At 35.4% G+C, this 19,403-nt stretch carries 10 protein-coding genes; 2 read left to right on the top strand and 8 right to left on the bottom strand.

Features of this window, described 5'->3' with window-relative positions:
* Positions 1–270: 270 nt before the first annotated feature.
* Positions 271–5,511, bottom strand: a complete 5,241-nt coding sequence (locus tag ACEPXD_RS03785) for a S8 family serine peptidase (RefSeq protein ID WP_391120095.1) — start codon at positions 5,509–5,511, stop codon at positions 271–273.
* Between the two features lie 931 nt (positions 5,512–6,442).
* Here ACEPXD_RS03785 and ACEPXD_RS03780 point away from each other — a divergent pair.
* Entirely contained in the window at positions 6,443–7,207 is a 765-nt protein-coding gene (locus tag ACEPXD_RS03780) for a hypothetical protein (protein ID WP_391120093.1), read from the top strand.
* Between the two features lie 698 nt (positions 7,208–7,905).
* Complete coding sequence (locus ACEPXD_RS03775; RefSeq protein WP_391120091.1) at positions 7,906–8,727, top strand: SLAP domain-containing protein; 822 nt, start codon at positions 7,906–7,908, stop codon at positions 8,725–8,727.
* A gap of 103 nt (positions 8,728–8,830) precedes the next feature.
* Here ACEPXD_RS03775 and ACEPXD_RS03770 read toward each other — a convergent pair whose 3' ends face one another.
* The 7 genes from ACEPXD_RS03770 to ACEPXD_RS03740 form a co-directional block, all read right to left on the bottom strand.
* Positions 8,831–11,584, bottom strand: a complete 2,754-nt coding sequence (locus ACEPXD_RS03770; RefSeq protein ID WP_391120089.1) for a hypothetical protein — start codon at positions 11,582–11,584, stop codon at positions 8,831–8,833.
* A gap of 819 nt (positions 11,585–12,403) precedes the next feature.
* The gene (locus tag ACEPXD_RS03765; RefSeq protein ID WP_391120087.1) at positions 12,404–12,544 is read right to left on the bottom strand and encodes a hypothetical protein; all 141 of its coding nucleotides are present in this window, start codon (positions 12,542–12,544) and stop codon (positions 12,404–12,406) included.
* 88 nt (positions 12,545–12,632) lie between these two features.
* Complete coding sequence (locus ACEPXD_RS03760; protein WP_391120086.1) at positions 12,633–14,240, bottom strand: hypothetical protein; 1,608 nt, start codon at positions 14,238–14,240, stop codon at positions 12,633–12,635.
* A 745-nt stretch (positions 14,241–14,985) separates the two neighbouring features.
* The gene (locus ACEPXD_RS03755; RefSeq protein ID WP_391120084.1) at positions 14,986–17,226 is read right to left on the bottom strand and encodes a hypothetical protein; all 2,241 of its coding nucleotides are present in this window, start codon (positions 17,224–17,226) and stop codon (positions 14,986–14,988) included.
* Positions 17,227–17,278: 52 nt separating this feature from the next.
* Positions 17,279–17,947: a hypothetical protein gene (locus ACEPXD_RS03750; RefSeq protein WP_391120082.1), complete on the bottom strand. Its 669-nt coding sequence runs from the start codon at positions 17,945–17,947 to the stop codon at positions 17,279–17,281.
* Between the two features lie 6 nt (positions 17,948–17,953).
* Positions 17,954–18,187, bottom strand: coding sequence for an NAD-dependent epimerase/dehydratase family protein (locus ACEPXD_RS03745; protein ID WP_391120081.1), 234 nt, complete (start codon positions 18,185–18,187; stop codon positions 17,954–17,956).
* Positions 18,188–18,422: 235 nt separating this feature from the next.
* Positions 18,423–19,262, bottom strand: a complete 840-nt coding sequence (locus tag ACEPXD_RS03740) for an SLAP domain-containing protein (protein WP_391120079.1) — start codon at positions 19,260–19,262, stop codon at positions 18,423–18,425.
* Positions 19,263–19,403: the final 141 nt, after the last annotated feature.

Here is a 19,403-nt window from a genome sequence, read left to right as displayed (position 1 = left end):
TGAATCCTAACTCAAACAATTGTTACAGGAGTGTTACTGGTGCCAGGCACCAGTAACACTCCTGTAACAAAAAGTAACTGAAATACTTTTGTATAAAAAAAAAATCTCCCTTCGTCCTATTTTTAGGAGAAGGGAGATTTTTTTAGTACGAGTTTTATAGGTCATCTAATGCTAGATACCAGTTTCTCAATGAATTCTGGATTGTTTTAGAATCTGGTACCTTTACTCAGTTGTTGAGCTTTGTCAGCACTTTATTAATGGGAATAGAAATCAGTTAACTTCTAATTCTCTTACTACTAAAGGGTTTCCAACAATCACTTCAATTGTCACTTCATTTTTACCGTATTTAACCGTGATTGTTGTAGTTCCTTCTGCTTTTGCTCTTACTAAACCGTTACTTACGGAAGCTACTTTACTATTTGCTACTGTATATTTTGCAGATGTTGAAACATCTCTTCCGGTTGTTGTTCCATCTGGCATTGTTGTTACTTCTTTCAAAGTCAGTTGTACTTCTTTTCCTGGTTTCAACTCAAGTTTCACTTGGTCAGTAACCAATGTTACTTTTGGTGCTGCAACAGTCACGTTTATAGTTAATTCATTTTTACCGTAATTAACAGTGATTGTTGTGCTTCCTTCAGCTTTTGCTTTTATTAAACCATTCGTTACTGAGACCACTTTACTGTCTGCTACTTTATAAGTTGCGGATGTTGTAACATCTTTTTCTGTTACTTTTCCATCAGCCGTTGTGGTTACTTCTTTTAATCTCAGCTGCGCTTCATTTCCTAGTTCCAAGTCAAGTTGTGTTACGTTTGCATTCAACGTCACGACTGGTTCTGTAACGTTCACAGTGACAGTTAATTCATTTTTACCGTGTTTAACGGTAATTTTTGTACTTCCTACTGCTTTTGCTCTTATTAAACCATCCGTTACGGATGCCACTTTACTATTTTCTACTGTATAAGTCGCTGCTTTTGTCACATTTTTTTCGGTTGTTTTTCCATCCACTGATATGGTTAATTCTTTAACCGTCAGTTGTGATTCTTTTCCTGGTTCTAAATCAATTTGTGTTTTGTTTACAGATAATGTCACTACTGGCTCTGCAACCTTCACATTGACAGTCAATTCATTTTTACCGTATTTAACAGTGACTGTTGTGCTGCCTACTGCCTCTGCTCTTACGATACCTGTACTACTTACGGAAGCCACTTTGCTATCTGCTACTGTGTACGTTGCAAAATTTGTGACGTCTGTTTGTTTTTCTTTTCCATCTGCTCCGATAGTTACTTGTTTAATCGTTAGTTTTGATTCTTTTTCTGGTTCAAGAACAATGTCTGTTTTGTTTGAAGTTAGGGTTACTTGCGGTTCTGTAACCTTCACATTAACTGTTAATTCATTTTTACCGTATTTAACAGTGATTGTTGTACTTCCCCCTGCTTTTGCTATAACTAAACCATTTTTTACAGAAGCTACTTTTTCATCTACTACAGTATACGTTGCAAATTTTGTAACGTCTGTCTGTTTTTCTTTTCCATCTGCTCCTGTTGTTACTTCTTTAATCGTCAGTTGGGATTCTTTTCCTGGTTCAAGAACAATGTCTGTTTTGTTTGCAGTGAGTGTCACCCCTGGTTCGGTCACCTTCACATTTACTGTTAACTCATTTTTACCATGTTTAACTGTGATTGTTGTACTTCCCGCCGCTTTTGCTGTTACTACGCCCTCAGATACAGATACCACTTTACCATCTGCTACTTTATACGTAGCAGCTTTTGTTACGTCTGTCTGTTTTGTTGTTCCATCTGCTGCTGTTGTTACTTCTTTAATAACCAGTTTTGCTTCTTTACCTGGATCTAGGTTAATTTGTGTTTTGTTTGCAGTCAGTGTCACCACTGGTGCTTTAACTGTTACATTTACAGTTAATTCATTTTTACCATATTTAACGGTAATTGTTGTACTTCCTTCATTTTTTGCTGTTACTAAACCATTTGTTACAGAAGCCACTTTACCATCCGCAACTTTATACGTAGCAGCTTTTGTTACGTCTTTTTGAGTTGTTTTTCCATCTGAAGTTGTTGTTAGTTCTGTAATCGTCAATTGAGCTTCTTTTCCTGGTTCCAAATAAATTTGTGTGTTGTTCGCAGTCAGTGTCACTCCTGGTACCACTACTACAGGATCTTTTACCGTCACATTTACAGTTACTTTATTGGCACCATGAGAAATAGTAATCGTAGTGGAGCCTTTAGCCACTGCAGTTACAAGTCCGTTCGTAACTTTTGCAACTGATTCGTCTGCTACAACGTACGTAGCTGCTGCAGTTACGTCTTTGTTCGTAGCTTGCCCTGTTGCTGGTGTGGAAGTTTCTGTAACAGCAAGTTGAGCTGTTCCGCCAGTAGTCAAATCAAGTTCCGTTGGGTTTACAGAAAGTGTTACTACTGCTTCTGGCTCTTTCTTTTCATAAATTAATGCTTCTCCAAAATTGCCTGCCTCATCCGTAACTTTAACGGTTACAGCATCTGTCTCAGCAGTTACTGGGAATGTGAATGATCCATCTTGTTGTAGATTGAATTTCACTGCTTCTTTTGCTACCCCATTTACAGTCGCAACATAAGAGGCATGCAGTTTTTTATTCAAATCATAATCCAAACCATACAAATATAATTCTTCATTATATTCGATATATTTGTCCGTTACTTTCCCAGTTGCTTGCATACCTGTAACCGAACCTGTAATTACTGGTTTCGTTGTTTTAACAACAATTGGTCCAACGTAGGCACCAAGAGGTCCAGTAGTTGAATTTGCTGAAAAGTCAATCGTATATAAACCATCTGGAATCGTTGTTGCAGGTGCACTGCCCCATGGTTTGTACTGCCCAGCAACAGGTAGCGTATAGGAACCTTTTGCAAGTGAAGCAGCTGCATGTAGGTAACCGATGTAACCATCTCCGTATTCTCCACCATCAGGATTCATGATATCCCAGATTTCGATATAGTTGGTTGCTACATTGCCAGTCAACGTGAAGGAAAGCACAGCTGAATCCTTCACACCATCTCCGTTAAAGGATAGGTCTGTTTCTGTTATTTTCATATTCGTAATTTCTATTGGAACCACGCTACTTAAGTCAGCTGCAAATGGCAATGAAATTTCGGATCCTCCACCGTTAATACGGATATATCCTAATATTTCTGATCCTTTTGGAGCTGTAGCTTTTGAAGCAGTTAACGTAACATTTAACAGTTGTTCACCAGCCAACGTGAATGTCGGTTTGTCAACAGTCACTTTGGCATCACCAAATGTCTTGGTAACATCCACTGTCACATTATAATTTCCACCGTTACCCTTCAAATCTTTTACACGTACTTGTTTCGTAACCGAAATATTTGCTGATAGTGGCTGTGGACCGAAAGTAACAGTTCCTTTTAGGTTTTCAACTTTTACTCCAGTTCCATCTAAAACAGCCTGGTCGATAGCATATGCAAGTACAGATGGGTGAGCGGCCGCATATGCATCCACACGTCCAGCACCTTGAGCGAATACATCGTATTTTGTTTTATTAAGGATTTTAGCTGTATTAGAAAGCGCTACTTTTACATCGAACGCATTCCAACTTGGATTCGCTTGTTTGACAAGTGCTGCGATTCCTGCGATATGCGGTGTAGCCATCGATGTTCCCGTTTTACGATCATATGCTTCATTATAAACAGCATTCGGGAAATCCGCTTTGTACATTGGAATTGTGGACATAATATTCGTACCAGGTGCACTTACATCTGGTTTGATATCAAAGTTTGGAGTAGTTGGTCCACGTGAACTTGAATCGTTTACATCATCACCAATTGTTTTAGTAGAATTAAAGTTACCAAACTTAACAGTTCCTGCTCCATTTTTTAATGCTGCACGAATTGCATCTCCATCTGTTTGAGACATATCATACGTTGGGATGAATTCAAATGAATCACCTAGGAAAGTTCCGGATGCATTTGGAGCATTCGTACCACCAGCAAAGTTATGGATAATCGTTGCTACTGCTCCGTTTGCTTTTGCATATGCAATTTTATCGACAAATGCAATGCTTCCACGAGAAATTAGCGCAACTTTTCCTTTTACATCGATTCCAACATAATCTTTTGCTTCTCCGTTTCCAGGAACTGCAACTACGTCAAATTCGCCTTGAAGTTGTGTTGCTAAGTCTTTACCAAAAGTAGTTCCCATCAATTGTAGTTGTTTCGTAAGATTATAAGCACCAACCGTAACTTTTACTTCTCCGTTGTACATAGTTTCTGGGTTAGTAGTGTTACCAACTGCAATTCCTAAACGAGATGTAGCTGGAGGTGAAATTGTTCCACGAGTAGGTCCATCGTTACCAGTTGCAAGTACACTAATTGTTCCCGCCATCATTGCGTTGTTGATCGCAAAGGCTCCTGCATCGGTTTCTGTGTTTGATCCTCCACCTAGAGATAAGTTGATAACATCCATCTTGTCTTTTACAGCTGTGTCAATTCCTTTAACGATACCAGAAGAAGACCCACTTCCATATGCTCCAAGTACACGATAAGCATAAAGGTCTACTTTAGGTGCAATCCCTTTAATACCGTATTGGTTTGCGCCAATTGCTGCAATTGTACCTGCAACATGTGTGCCATGAGAAGTATAGAACGCACTTCCTCTTTCATTAATCTCTGGAGTTCCTGCAGGACGCTCTACAGGAGAAGTTTCCGATGCATCATCATCCGCACGAGGTCTTGTATAGGCAGATGAGTTCGGGATAAAGTTCTTTCCACCTTTAAATATTCCCGCAAACTCTGGGTGATTTGCATCGATTCCTGTATCTAGTACTCCAACTTTAATTCCTTGCCCTTGTATTCCTTCATTCCAAAGCTTTTCAATTCCTAAAAACGAAATACTTGTATTCATTTTCGCGTCTACTATAGCATCTTTACTTGGCATAGTAGTTTTAGTTGGTTTCGTTTTTTGTGGTTCTTCCATTGCATAAACGATTGCATCAGGTTCTACTAGCGTAATCCCTGGAATTGTAAGTAGTTTCTCGAGGTCATCCGCTTTTACAACTGCTGCAAAACCATTTAAAACTGTATCGAAAGCATACCCTTGCTTAATAACAATATTATTCATACTTAATTCTTTTTTTACGGATGTCTGTTGTGCTTTTACTTTTGTTCTTACTTGATTCTCTTGTGAGACGGAGAACGCTTTTCCTTTTAATTCATTTATTCCCTTTTCAAGGGCAACTGGTTTTTCAGATAAATGTATGATTACTGCAACTTCTTGATTGCCCGATAAATTTTGTAATTCTTTGTGTAGTTTTGGAGCACCATCCAACAAATCTAGTTGCTCAGCGATTGCTGCCTTTAACTGCATCGTACTTTCGTTCGGAATAGTTTGTTTGAATGGTTTCGTTCCTACATTTGCAGATGCAGTCATCGTCGGACCAATCAACGAGAATACCATAGCTAGTACCATTAAAGTACTAAATAACCGATTAACTAATTTTTTCTTCAATATATTTCCCCCTTAGTACAGATAGTTTTGCATTATGAAACTATGAGTTTTTCCATACTAATTGCTAATATCGTTTTATTGGGACCGCATCCTTCCTATGAAATAGAGTAACTTATGCTTGATATGGTACTTTCCTAATTTATGTGCTGGTCTATATTTCTATGACCTCTTGTAGCTTAAGAAATGATTATTTATTCGTCTATTAATCTTTTTTTAGAAATCTGTAACATCTTTTCTTAATCACTTATTAGACATTCTTTGCCGAAGAAACAATTTGACATGAAGCTTTTAGCGCAACTTAGTTTGGAATTAGGAAGCAAGGATCTAACTAAACAACTGCTATTACTTACTCTTTTAACTTTTTCATTTCATCACTCGCCTCCTATGAAAATAAAATAAATATCAATTTTCTATACTGCAAAAAATTTAAATGGCGATTTACCATGAACCGAGGTAATACCACGTACTCTACGTTAATATTTGGGTCCTTGTTTATCAATGAAATTCGTCCGACAATTTAGACTATTAAAATAATCGTTGTAGAATTATATCTGTTTATCACTTTTTTATACTTGTATATTTGTTTTTTCCCTATCAATCCAGCAAGTTTTTTGGTGTAAGTTTCAAAAAAAAGTCATAAAAAGAAAGAATAAATTGGCGAAAGTTTTTAGTTGTCATATTATGAAACCTTATATATATAGGTGAGATTTGGTGCCTTTTTTTGCACTATCTTTTAAAAATGATAAAGAAAAAATTCATTTCTCTTCTAAAACAGGGATGCGATTAAACAAAAAAGGAGAGCACTCGCATCTGCAAGCTCTCAAAGAATTTCTAAATTGGTTTGGACAAATTATGCGGATGCTTGTTGCTCTATTTTGCCGAATATAAAATTTATTTACCTCATATGATTTTAGTAAAGGAGGAATATTAGGTGCACTGTTCGAATTGTGGGAACGTACAAGATACCGGGAAGTTTTGTAGTACATGCGGATATAAATTAGTGCAATCTCGCATGGATTCGCAAAGCGTGCTTGCTGATGAATTTACTTTAACGAGAAGAGAAGTTGAGTCTAATGTACATATGCAAAATATGAAACAGCGACTCTATGTATACCGTACTTATTTTACGAAACAATTAAAAAAGCCTTCACTTGCGTATGAGCGGGGTGAAACAGAGTTGACAAGTGGCATCGTTAGTATTATTTTATTTATTGCACTTTTTACAATATCTTTATTTTTCCTTACAAAAAGTCTAAGCTTAGAAATTCCATTAAGCTTTTTACCCTTTTTTACGAAAGTATTTTTGCTAACATTATTTTTAATTGGAATCCCTGTAATTTCAATTTTTATTGCCAACTATGTTTTTGGACTGCAGCACACGGTTAAAGAAATTGTCGGCTTTTATGGTGGACAATTATCTCCATTCCTTATTGGTGTAGCTGTTTCCTTATTATTTATTTTTGGGAATTTATATATGTATGGAAATGTCATTTTATCTTTATGCATGATTTTCTCTATTTTTATCCTCCCACCTTATATAATTGTTTTTTTAATCACAAAGAAATCCACTGATGTCGATCCTCTATATGGTTTAATGATATATATCCTCTTTTTTGCAGTTGTATTTTTCATTTTCCTTACCATTATTGCTGATTCACCGATAGTTGAATATTTTCAACTTCTTAATTACTTCTAGTGTTTGGTGACAGGAACCCAAACAATTCCAAGAACTTTTGGACTTGATAATTGAAATATTAGGAGAACAATCCACTTGAGTCTTTTTGGACTTGAGGGGATTTTCTTTTTTTGTATCGTTATTCTCGGTAGTATCGAATCTTAGTAGTATTTGTTAAATGAGAGATAAGTAAAAATTATAATTTATGAACGATTCAATGGACCATAAATAAGTATTACTTCTATTTTTCTTTGAAAATGAAATTGTTGCGTTTCTGAAAGATTTATTACAGTTTACTTCCAAATGATATTACCGTATGGTGGAACGAAAGAGTAATTGTTATGGAGAATCAAGTTGTTATATTTGGATTAGAAGGAATACTTTGGCATCGAGTAATTGTGGAAGCTAGTGTAAGGCTATTTTCTCACCCTTAATAGTAATCACCCATTTCTTCAGCTAAAGCTAATCCCATCGAAATTGCCTACTGGTAATGAAAAAGCATCACCCGCTTATGCAAAGTATTGTATTAATCTTCGGATAGAACAACTAAAACAACAAAGAGCCCTCAAGGAATAACTTGAAGACTCTAAATTTTTCTAAAATAGTCTTTGAGCAATAAATGTTTTATGGGCTAAAATTACCCGAATTGTTTGGGTTCCTGGCACCTAAACTTAATGTTATACTAGTTTATACTATGTTGAAAAGAAAGGAATTTAATTATGACAAATTCACCTAAAACATTTAAAACGGAAATAGACTTTTCTGCTGATTGGGAAATACCGGCGCAAGAGAAATATATTTTCCAATATTTTCATCAACAATTAGAAAACCTGGAGGCTAACCAACTTCATGTTCATGGAGTAAAACTATATACAGTAGCTTCCGGAATCGTTGTAACCGCTATAATCAGACACTCTTTAGCAAAGAAATTACGTCTAGAACAAGTAGTTTTAGTCGTGAAAGATAAAGAAGGGAAAGAACTAGCGAAGAAACAATTTGATATGGAGTTGTTTGGTGAATTAGAAGCATGTACTGCTAGACCTTGGAACTTTTTATTCGAAACAGAAGATTTACTAGTTCCACATGAAGAGATAACAAATGAAATGGATTTTGAAATGGTATTTGAGTATTACGAAAAGGTAGTAAAAGATTTCGAATTGTACTTGGATGAGAATTGGTCAAATGGCCTTACAGATGATCAAAAAGACTATGTTCACAGTTTAGTTTCTACATTAGATCCTTTAAAAGAAAATGAAATCTCTGTAGTCGGATTCCATTTCCATGAATCAGAAGATGCAATCCATATTTATATCATCATCCGTAATGCATTCTCCGAAACATTAACAATCGAAAATCTACCAATACAATTATTTGATGCAGCTGGAGATATGGTATGTAAGCTCGGATTCCCAATTGGAGAATTTGAAATTTCTCCAAAACAAGCGCGTCCGATTAGTTTATCTTTCCCAAAAGAAGTGTTCATGAAAGAAAACCCTGATTTCAGTTCATGGATGATTGAAATGATTCCACAAACATTATAAAACATTAGTAAAGCCGTTATAGGAGAGATCTATAACGGCTTTTACTATATCTATTTAATCAATTAAAAAACTTATTCTTATCGGTGCCGATTGCTAGTTTATTTTAATCCTTTTTTGGTTCAACGGATAGCTCAACTGTACGTTCTATCTTCGTACCATTGGCACTTTTAACTTGAAAATTTACCTGTCCAATAATCGCTTGTTGGCCAGCTTTTGGTTGAGTAATTAGGCCACCTTTAAGCATTCCTTTTGTCGAAGTTAAAATAGTTACTGTATATCCATCTTCGAGAAGAGCTGTTACTCTATCTACCAAATTGTCACCATCGACTAATACACCGATTGCTTCCGCCGTCAATTTTGATGCTTCCACTTCTATGGCTGCGAAATCTGCTAATTCACTCTTCAGTTTTTCGTAATTTGTTACTAGTCCTTGTTGTGCCTCAGTCAAACTTTTATAAGCTGTTTTTGCTGCCTCGAGAGTTTCTTTATACTGACTATTATTTTTTTTGATTGCATCTATTAATTTTATTACCTCTTGAGCTTTTGCCTTATCCGCCACAGCGGTTTCCAGTACTTCAAGGGCTTTCTCAGCATCTGTTAATGCAGTAATATCCACCATCTCTTGTTGATCATCCGACAATCCTTTGTATGCTGCACGGGCTGCTTCGATTTTTGTCTTATGAGAAAGTTTTACATCAGAAGCTGCTGGGAGTGTCGCAATCAAAGATTTTACTGCGTCAATTGCTAGTTTATTTGAATCTATTGGTTCAACGGTTAGTACGACTGTGTATTCTATTTTTGTACCATTGGCGCTTTTAACTTGAAAATTTACCGGTCCACTAATCGCTTCGTCACCAGCTTTTGGTTGAATAATTAGGTTTCCTTTAAGCATTCCAGATTGCGAAGAAGAGATAGTTACCGTGTATCCATTTTCGAGAAGGGCTGCTGCTCTTTTTAACAAATTGTCATCCTTGACTAATACGCCGATTGCCTTTGCGGTTATTTTTGATGCTTCCACTTTTACTTCCGCGAAATCTGCTAGTTCAATTTCTAGTTTTTCGAAGTTTGTTACTAATGCTTTTTGCGTTTTTGTCAAATTTTTATAAGCTGTTTCTGCAGCCTCTAGAGTTTCTTTATACTTAATCGCAGTACTACCTTTTTTGATTCCATCTATTAATTTTATTACCTCTTGAGCTTTTTTCTTATCCTCTGCAGCGGCTTTTACTTTAGCTTCTTCAAGGGCTTTCTCCGCATTTGTTAATGCAGTAGCATCCACCATTGCTTGTTGATCTTCCCCCAATTTCTCGTAAGCTTTTCGAGCTGCTTCGATTTGTGCTTCATCATAAATTTTTACATTAACTGGAAGGGCGGCGATCAATGCCTTTACCAATTCTATTGCTTTTTTGTTAGCTTCTTTTTCCTTTGCGATTAAAAGAGCTTGCTCTGCTTTTTCTAATGCAGTAGCATCCACCATTGCTTGTTGATCTTCCCCCAATTTCTCGTAAGCTTTTCGAGCTGCTTCGATTTGTGCTTCATCATCAACTTTTACATTCACTGGAAGGGCGGCAATCAATGCCTTAACCAATTCTATTGCTTGTTTGTTAGCTTCTTTTTCCTTTACTATTACTAGAGCTTGCTCTGCTTTTTCTAATGCAGTAATATCTCCTACCAACGTTTTTTGAACAACTGTCAATCCGTCGTATGCATCACGTGCCTCTTTTACTTGAGCTTCATCTTCATCTGTTACATCAACTGCCGCTGGAAGGGATTCTATTAAATATTTCACTACATTTGCTGCTTGTACATTTACTGCTTTAACTTTAACTACTTCGAAAGCTTTCTCGGCATCCGTTAACCTAGTAATATCCACCATTGCTTTTTGAACGGTTGTTAACTTTTCAAATGCCGCTCGTGCAGCCTCGATTGCTACTCCATCACTGACATTTACATTTGCTGATAATGGAAGAGCATTTATCAATACAGTCACCGCTCTTGCGGCTGCTTTATTCACAGAAGCTCTTTCTTCGGGATCTGTGTTATTTTTATCACTTTTACTACTTCCAGTTATCGGTGATGGATGGGGAGCTGGGGGAAATATGACTAATCCAGCAGCTTTACCTACAATCTCAAACTCTTTTAGTAGCTCCCCAATCATAGGAAAGGTATTTGCTGAAGGTAACTTCTCTATTAACGGTATTATAGTTTCTAATGTTTTACTCGCATCTTCCGTTTTACCTAAAGCCATTAGGGTTTCGGCTTCTTTTACTTTCATATAAATCGTTACAGGAACAATTAATTGATCTCGTTTTAAGTTTGCTGGTTTTTTATATTGTTCTAATAATAAATCCCTTGAAACTTTTCCAGTAAACCGGTAAAGAATATCCGTGCGAGTATTAAGTTGTACGGATAATTTATGATACGCTTGTTCAAGAGCCGCCCAATCTTGTTCAGATTCAGCTTGTTTTATCTCCACCATAATAGGGTTCAGGTATTTATCTACATAATTGAATGCATCAATATAAGGAATAAGTCCTTTTGTTAATCGTTCATTATACAAAGTATCTAACTCTTTCAGGACTTCAACCTTATTTGACAGATCTGATTTTATTAACAAACTTCTCGCACTTTGGTAGTTTACTTTCGCCAGGTTCAATACTTGATATAGTTCCAGACTTGAAACAAGTCTTCCGTTCTCGGCTGGTTTTACATAGGCATATGCTGCATTTTTCATGTCCATTTTCGCTCTATCAATCGTTTCTTGTATGGAACTATTCGCGAAACTTACATTTGAATTAATTAGTAAAGATGTCGCTATCGCTGTTGCTACAACTGACTTTTTAAACCTTTTCTTTTTCATGACTCGCCTCCAATGAAATTTTGATATTTATTTTATTAATAGGCTCAGTTAAATTATACTGTTGATTTCCGTTGCAGGCGTACGCTTTCCGCGGGCGAGTCCGAACCTCTTCGTTCACTGTGTCTCGCTTTTCCCACTGGAGTCTCCCCCTACCACTACAATCAATTAAATGAGTAAAAATCAACAGTGAAATATAACACAACTTATTAATAAAGTTATTAACATGACTAAAGCATTACCATACCTACCTTACTTTATAACCAATATTATCCTTTATCAATAACATTTGTACGACAATTCACAACATTAAAATTATTAAAGTCAAAACATCTCACATTATATCTTTTTGGGATTAATTAAATTGTAGGTTTACAAACTATCTATTCATTTTTTTGTCGTAAACATTAATAATGCATCAAAAAAAGGCATAAAGATTGACGAAATTTTGTCGTTTAGTTTTCCTGTCGTTCCTCGATAGGGGGGCACATACCTACCTATGAAACTTGAATTTTTCATCAAGGTCCAAAAAGAAAAGCCCTCCAATCGATTGCTCGATCAAGAGACTTTCCTTATCCTCTTAAATCCCCTAGCAACACAATCGAAAAGAACCCCATCAACAAAGACATTCTTTGTCGACGGGGTTCTATAGTATTATATTTCTCATAAATGTTCTAGAGGAATTTATCCGTAAACCACGGAAACTGCTTCCTCCGTATCTAATTAAAGTAGATTGTATGTCATTAGGTGTGATATCAAGCGATTGCATCATCGTCTCTTTTGTTTGCACTGAAACGGTAGAAAAAAGACTTTCCAAATCAATTAATTATTATCAAGTGATATACCCACTTTAAAAGCCAATTCTTCTTGTGTCCATTCTTTATTGAAACGAGAAGTCATCATACCACGAAGATTTTGATTGTTTTGCATAGCTAGTTTTCTAAAGTGTTGAAAGTTAGCCATCTTAAAATACCACTCTTGACTTAAAATGTACTGGTTATTGTGTGGGTGACTGGTTCTGAACACTTATATTCACACACAATTATGCAAACTACTTAATCGGAATATTATCCTTAACAAGGATAGACTTCCCATCACTTTTTGGTAAATTATAAATGATGGGATTGGAACCTTTCCTTGCAATTAGTCCTTTAATAATATTGTCTTTAATAATTATGTTGCTGTAAGTATTAGCGGACAATCTTAACCCATTCTCGTTAATACTTCCACCGGTGATTATATTCGAATTGATAGATACACCATTTATATAAGGAACATTTATATCTACCATGTAACCATTTAAATTGAGCGAATCCTTCGTCCGAGAAAGTGAAGCGAAAGTATTATTACTTATATTTAAATCTGACACTTGAAAGTCCGCTTTTACCCCATCTCTTCTTTTAATACTTATTGGATTATCAGATAAATTGTATGACGTATTATTATTAAAGTTAAAATATCTTAAAGCTGAAGCATTTCCTGCTTTTGCTCCCTCAACTTTTAGTACCTTTCCACCATAATTCTTTTCTACTTTACCTGAAAAAATATTGCCAGAAATATTGGTACCTTCAGCTGCGGTATAGATGGCAATAAAAACTTCTTTTATAAGCTTAAAGTTATTTCCATTTACTGATAAATCGTTAATATTTTCAAGAACTAATGCCTTTGAGGAACCTGATAATTCGTTTCCTACCAGTTCAATCATGCCTACATAAGGTGGTTGATCAGAATTTTTAGTCGGGGTTTCAAAAACTTTTGAATAAAAATTAACAATACCTCCTTTAGCTAGAAAATGATCTTCTATTGTATTCCCGACAATCTGAGCTTGTGAAAACTGAGTATTGAGTTTGTCACACACTACTTGAATTGCACTTTGCGTATTATTATTTATCGAATACCCAATTTCAATGTCGTTACTGTTTATTTGAACGTTATGTACGTCCCCATTTTCGAAAAACAGCGCTACCTTGGCATAAGATATATGATTATTAGAAATAATGCTCTGATGTAAACTTGCGTTATTATAGTGAATTGCATATTCAGCCATATCCCATAAATGATTTTCAGTAATTATTACATTCCTATTTCTGTTAATAATCTCTATGCCTTTTTTTAGATTGTAAAAATGAGATTTGGATATGATTACTCCAAATGTACCATCTAGAACCAATGCTGTTCCTTGATGATTTGCTGAGAACACATGAAGTCCTTCAATAACTGCTGAAAATTCTTGTTCCAAACCTAAATTTGAAGGAGGTTCCGCACCACCTTTTGTTTTGTTTCCCTTTATATAAAATGCAGGAAAGTCGGCATTCAAAAGAATCTTTGCATTATTTGCTTGGATTCCTTTAATATTAGTTAAATCAACTTTTATAGTGCTACTAATCAAGTAAGTTTTACCTGATTCTAGTCTAAGAATTCCTTTTTGTTGTACAGCCTGAAGAAATGCTTTAGTATCATCCGTTTTTCCATCTCCAACGGCTCCAAATTTATTTATATCAATGTAATTCGTTATTTGTACTGATTGTGTTTCATCCGCTGCAAAACTTTTTTCTACATCGATGATAAAAGTTAGTAATAATGCAAAAACTAAAAAAAATGTTATGAGTACAATACTCCAATGGTGTTTTCCAATGATTTTCGTTTCTTCCGCCTCCAAACTAAGATGGTCTACTTACACTTTTAATTATTGCCGGATTACTAGAATTTTAAAAAAGGAATTTAAATAGCATTATTTACACTTTGTAAACCCTTATAGTGCACATTACTATTTACCTAATAATTATTCCATAGTTAAATTATTAGTCAATAAAATTTTTTCTGTTTAAATAATGTCCCCGTGAAGCTAACAATTCAGGCACAATTCTGAAATGTTGCTGCACAGGGACAAATCAATTCAACGAAAAACTTTTTAAAATTGTGTGGATGAATGACACCTGATGCAAAAGTAGAAATGAGCTAAAAAAAGTTAGAACAAGTGTGATAGGCTCTAATATAATACTAGCTCTTTTAGAGATGTCTTTTACTTCCTAAGTTTGATTACGGGCTTTCTTTGAATTTTTTCGTAATAGGAAGTAATTCAATTTGGACAACTCTTATTTCTTCAAGTTCTAAAAAGAAAAGCCCCTCAATCGATTTCTCAATCAAGGTACAATTTTAATTAGAAAATTGATCAAACAAATGTTAAGCATAATTTAGTTCATTTAGTAACGATTCTTTTTCAATAAATTTATCTTCTAAAGCTTCTACTGCTGCCTCTATTTGATCAATGAGTTCTTGGGTAATACCTTCGCATAGTTGTTCATTTGATGGATAGCTATACCGACATTTAGTACAGTACCTTTTTTTCCTTAACAAAAAGCCGTTAAAGGAACTATCCTTAAACGGCTTCTATTCGTTCTATATTAATATCCTGTAATTTTAAGCCCTTTAGGTACTGTCAAGGTTAGACCATACGCATTTGTAACGCCATCAATTGCAATTACATCTAATGCAATTGGTAATGTTTCAACATCGCCTTCATTCGTGTCTGGGTCGGCAGTATTATCGTCTACTTTTGTAGGGAACGTGATTTTAAATCCGTTTGTCACAGCAGTGAAAGTTACTCCGTCTACACCATTTGTAAATTTAATCTCTTTCTTATCGGGACCCATTACAGTGATGAAGGCATTTGGCGATAATACAACTTGATCTTGAACTACTATCGTTCCATTTACACGTTTTATCGGAGCGATTGTGAAAGTCGCTTCTTTTTTCGTTAAGTCTTCGCTAATGGAGGAAAGGGCGAATGGTCCTTCTACTACTCGAAATGCTGTTGCGGTTGATGTGTTAAGTGCAGGAGTGGTTTTGCCTGCTACTTGCTGCATAATGTAGAAAGTTGTAAGTTCGTTTGGGTCTACTTTTGTATTTGTTTTAAATTTCCATTCACCTGTTTTAATATCCATTTTTACTTTTCCAAGATAACCACTACCTGAATTTTTGTAAAAGAATAGTTCTTCACCCGGCTGTCCAATACCTGATAATTCAATTGAATTACCAATCATTCGATAGAAAGTAGTTCCAGGTTTATACGCAAACTTGTGGTCTAGTGCTAAGTTGACAATATAATAATTTATAGCAATATTGAATGATGAACTGGTTGTCGGTTGATAGGTTCCATTGACTGTATCTTCGATATTTAAAGCATATTTGAATGAATCAAAGGAAACTGCTATTCCCTCATTTTTGTACGTATCACTATAACCTTTTAATAGGTACTTCAATCCATCAGCAGTGACGAAATAGTTATTATACAAATCGACATAATATACTTTTTTATTGGATATTGACCCAGCTTTTGCAGGTGCATAAAAGTTTATTAAACCTGAAGTTTGTGTCTCTACTATTTTATTATTCTCTATTCTGTTAAATGTCATAACTTTCTCAATCGCAGCGGTGCTTACATTATTCGCCGTAAAGGTAATCGTGACCATCCCATTTTTATCTGGCAGTACATTTATACTTTTTGCTCCAGCAATTACATTTTCTATCCCATTTACCGTTAATAGCTTTATCCCAGCTGGAATATCGATTCGTATTGTGTTATAACCATACGAGCCTGCAAAAATTGCCGATAATGCAAGTACTTCTGATGTATCTCTATGTTGAGTAGTTGTGCTTCCTATTTGAATAGGAACAATACTTATCGGAACTGCAAAACTAGCCAAACTTCCTTTATACTTCACCGCATATTTCACTCCAGGTGTTTGAGTAGAAGTCGTAAGGGTTACCGTTAATCCATCTTTACTTAATGATGCATTGGTTACGAATAAAGAATTATCAAATGTAAATTCAGAAGCCTGGATAGACGAAACAGCTCTGTTCAATTTTACAGAAACAGTTGTGTTATCTATTCGCGAAATAGATGCAATTTGAATCGGCAATGAATTAGTAGCAGTATTTAAATTCTTCTGTAGAGTACTATGCCATTTCAAAACGTTTGCATTGAGAATTGCTTGCGCTTCATTAATTTTCCAAGTAGCATCTTTACTTCTAGATACCCTTATATCTTCTATCGCTGCTTTTATTAACATATGCACGGTGACATCATTTTTTAATTCATTAATTAGCTTCTCCGCAGGACCTTTTACAGCATTACGAATTTTATCACGAGTGGACTGCCCATATACTCGATCTAGCAATATCGTTTGTTTACGGAATTCAGCCGTCATTTCATGATACGCTTTTTCGACTTTGTCTAAATTTTTTTCACTCACTGCAGTTGATAGCATCTTCGTTTTTTCATTGATCTTTGAACTAGCAGTAATAGCATCCAAATAACCTTGTGCACGTTTCAATTGAGTTTTAGGCTCTGCCAATCGGGTATCATACACCATTTGCTCTGAAAAGCTCAGTTTCTTTATCGCTGCTTCCGCATTCGCAATTGCAGTTTTTACATCGTTGTATTGGTTCCATGGTTGAGTTACCCCATCAGCCGATCCTTCTACCGAAATTGCCCATTTTAATACGTTACTTGCATTTTGTACATTCGCCATCAATTGGTCTATATTTGTTGCAGCATCTACTTGCTTACTTGGTGTCGCGGCGACAAATGCAGATGCTGCGACCGCTGTAGAAACAACTACTTTTATCGTTTTATTCTTCATGGAATTTCTCCCTTCATTTATAACTCACTATTGAATATGTACGTATCATCACCTAAAATGTTTCAGTTTTGGAGGGATGAATAGCTATATAATGATCAATTAGCTCATTCAGCATTTCATGTATATCTGAAAATTGGAATCCAAGTCGAACAGCTTTTTCCGTATTAATAGACCATGAACCTGGAAGTGCATATGGGGATGTATTCGCTTGTGGGGCATCGTCCACCATATTGGCTGATTTCCCGACACGTTTTTCTATTTTTAGCATTAGTTCTTCTAATGAAATATCCTCTGCACATCCAGGGTTAATCGTACCAATAAAAGATGAATCACCCATTTTAAATAAAAATTCCGCCGCCTCATCCGCAAGAATAAAGCTATAACGTGCTTTGGGATTTTTAATCCCAGCTAGTTCATTGTTCAACACTTTATCTACATGAAATTTCAATCTTTCCGTGTAATCATCGACTCCAACAACAAGTGGAAACCGTACTGCCACAACTTCAAAGTCACGTTTAGTGAATAGTACCGTTTCAGCAGCCCGTTTTGCTTCTTGATAACCTTCATATCCAACATACTGTTTTCTATTTTTATATTCAAAAGAAAAATTTTCGGGAATAAAATCTTCTTCTCTCCAGTTAGTGCCATATTCATAAACAGCTTGAGTAGAAGTAAAAATGTAACGCTTAACTTTTCCTTTTAAAGCTGATACTGTATCCAATGCTTCTTATGAAGACTGACAAGATTGTTCGTATACGATATCCCATTTCTTATTAGCGAATGCTTCATTTAATGATGATTTGTTCTCTCGATCTATAAACAGACGTTCCACTTTTTCTCCAAAGGAATCCTTTTGAAGACCACGTGTAGCAATTGTCACGTTTTTCCCATTTTCCAGAAGCTTGTTCACAAGCCTTTTACCAAAAAATTGAGTACCACCTAACACAAGTACATTTTCCAACTTCTCTCCCCGTTTCTATTTACTATAAGAATTTTTTTTACCCTTTTCCATTTATTATATCAGTCAAACGAAAGAAATACTTTCACAATAATCAGAACGTCATTATTAGACAATTATTATAATCAACTCGAAAAATTAATAATTGTGACAATCTGTTTTTCAAACAAATAAAATAACCCCTCAATCGTAAGTGAAGTTCGATTGAGGGGTTATACCATTGATAATACTCACATTATTAATTAGGTTTTACTTCCATTTTCCAGCTTGACCAGTCTGGGTTTACTTTTTTGAATATTTCTTTTGGAATAAACAAGCTCACTGGACGACCATGGTTTGAGATAATAGTAAATTGCTCTAACGAGAATTCATATTGTGCCACTAAACTTCCAGCTGCATCAAACAATTGTACAGGTAAATTATTAAGTGTGACTTCCTTATCGAAAGAATTGCGTATGAATGCATCGATAGTAACACCATTTGCTTGTTCTTCCAAATTATAAGCGGAAATTGACATATCATTAACTGCTATTGGATTTAAAGAATCGAGTGTTTTCGTTAAAGATTCTTTTTGATCATGTGTTAGGTCTTGTGACCACTTTTCATCTAATTGTAAAGTGAAGTGAGATACAGATTTTTGTTGGTATTCGAAGACCACAACAAATTCCATTTGGTCTGTTATTTCATCTTGGGGTACAAATAAAGAATCATTATCAAACTCGAACATCCAAGGGCGAGCTCTTAGTGAAGCTAATTCGCCGTAGTGCTCCATATTAAAATCTTTCTTTGCTATATCTTTGCCTTCCGTATCGCGAACTATTAAACGAATATCACCTAAAGCTAGATTCTTTTTCAAAGATTGACGAATAATTGCTGTAATGATAAATCCGTCACTTGTTTTGTATAGGTTGACCCCGTGAACATTAAGTTGATTTGGTTCTAACCCTTTTAATTTATTATGAGCAGATTGAAAAACATAACGCTCTTGTTCATTAAGATTCCACAGATCACTAAATTCTAAGATAGTTTTTAATCTATTGGATAACTTTGGTTGAGGTGCTTTATTTGGCTTAAACATTGGAACATCCTTTCAAAACTAATACTGTGGCACTATTATATCATTATAAGAATAGCAGTACCATCTTCGAATGAAAACATGAAACATTCACCTTTGCAAATAATATTCGACAAAAAAATCCACTTAATTGTAAAACAATTA

It is taken from the genome of Psychrobacillus sp. L3, from assembly GCF_042945595.1.
GTDB lineage: Bacteria > Bacillota > Bacilli > Bacillales_A > Planococcaceae > Psychrobacillus.
The sequence above is the reverse complement of the archived record's forward strand: the minus strand, read 5'-3'. Positions and strand labels throughout refer to the sequence as shown.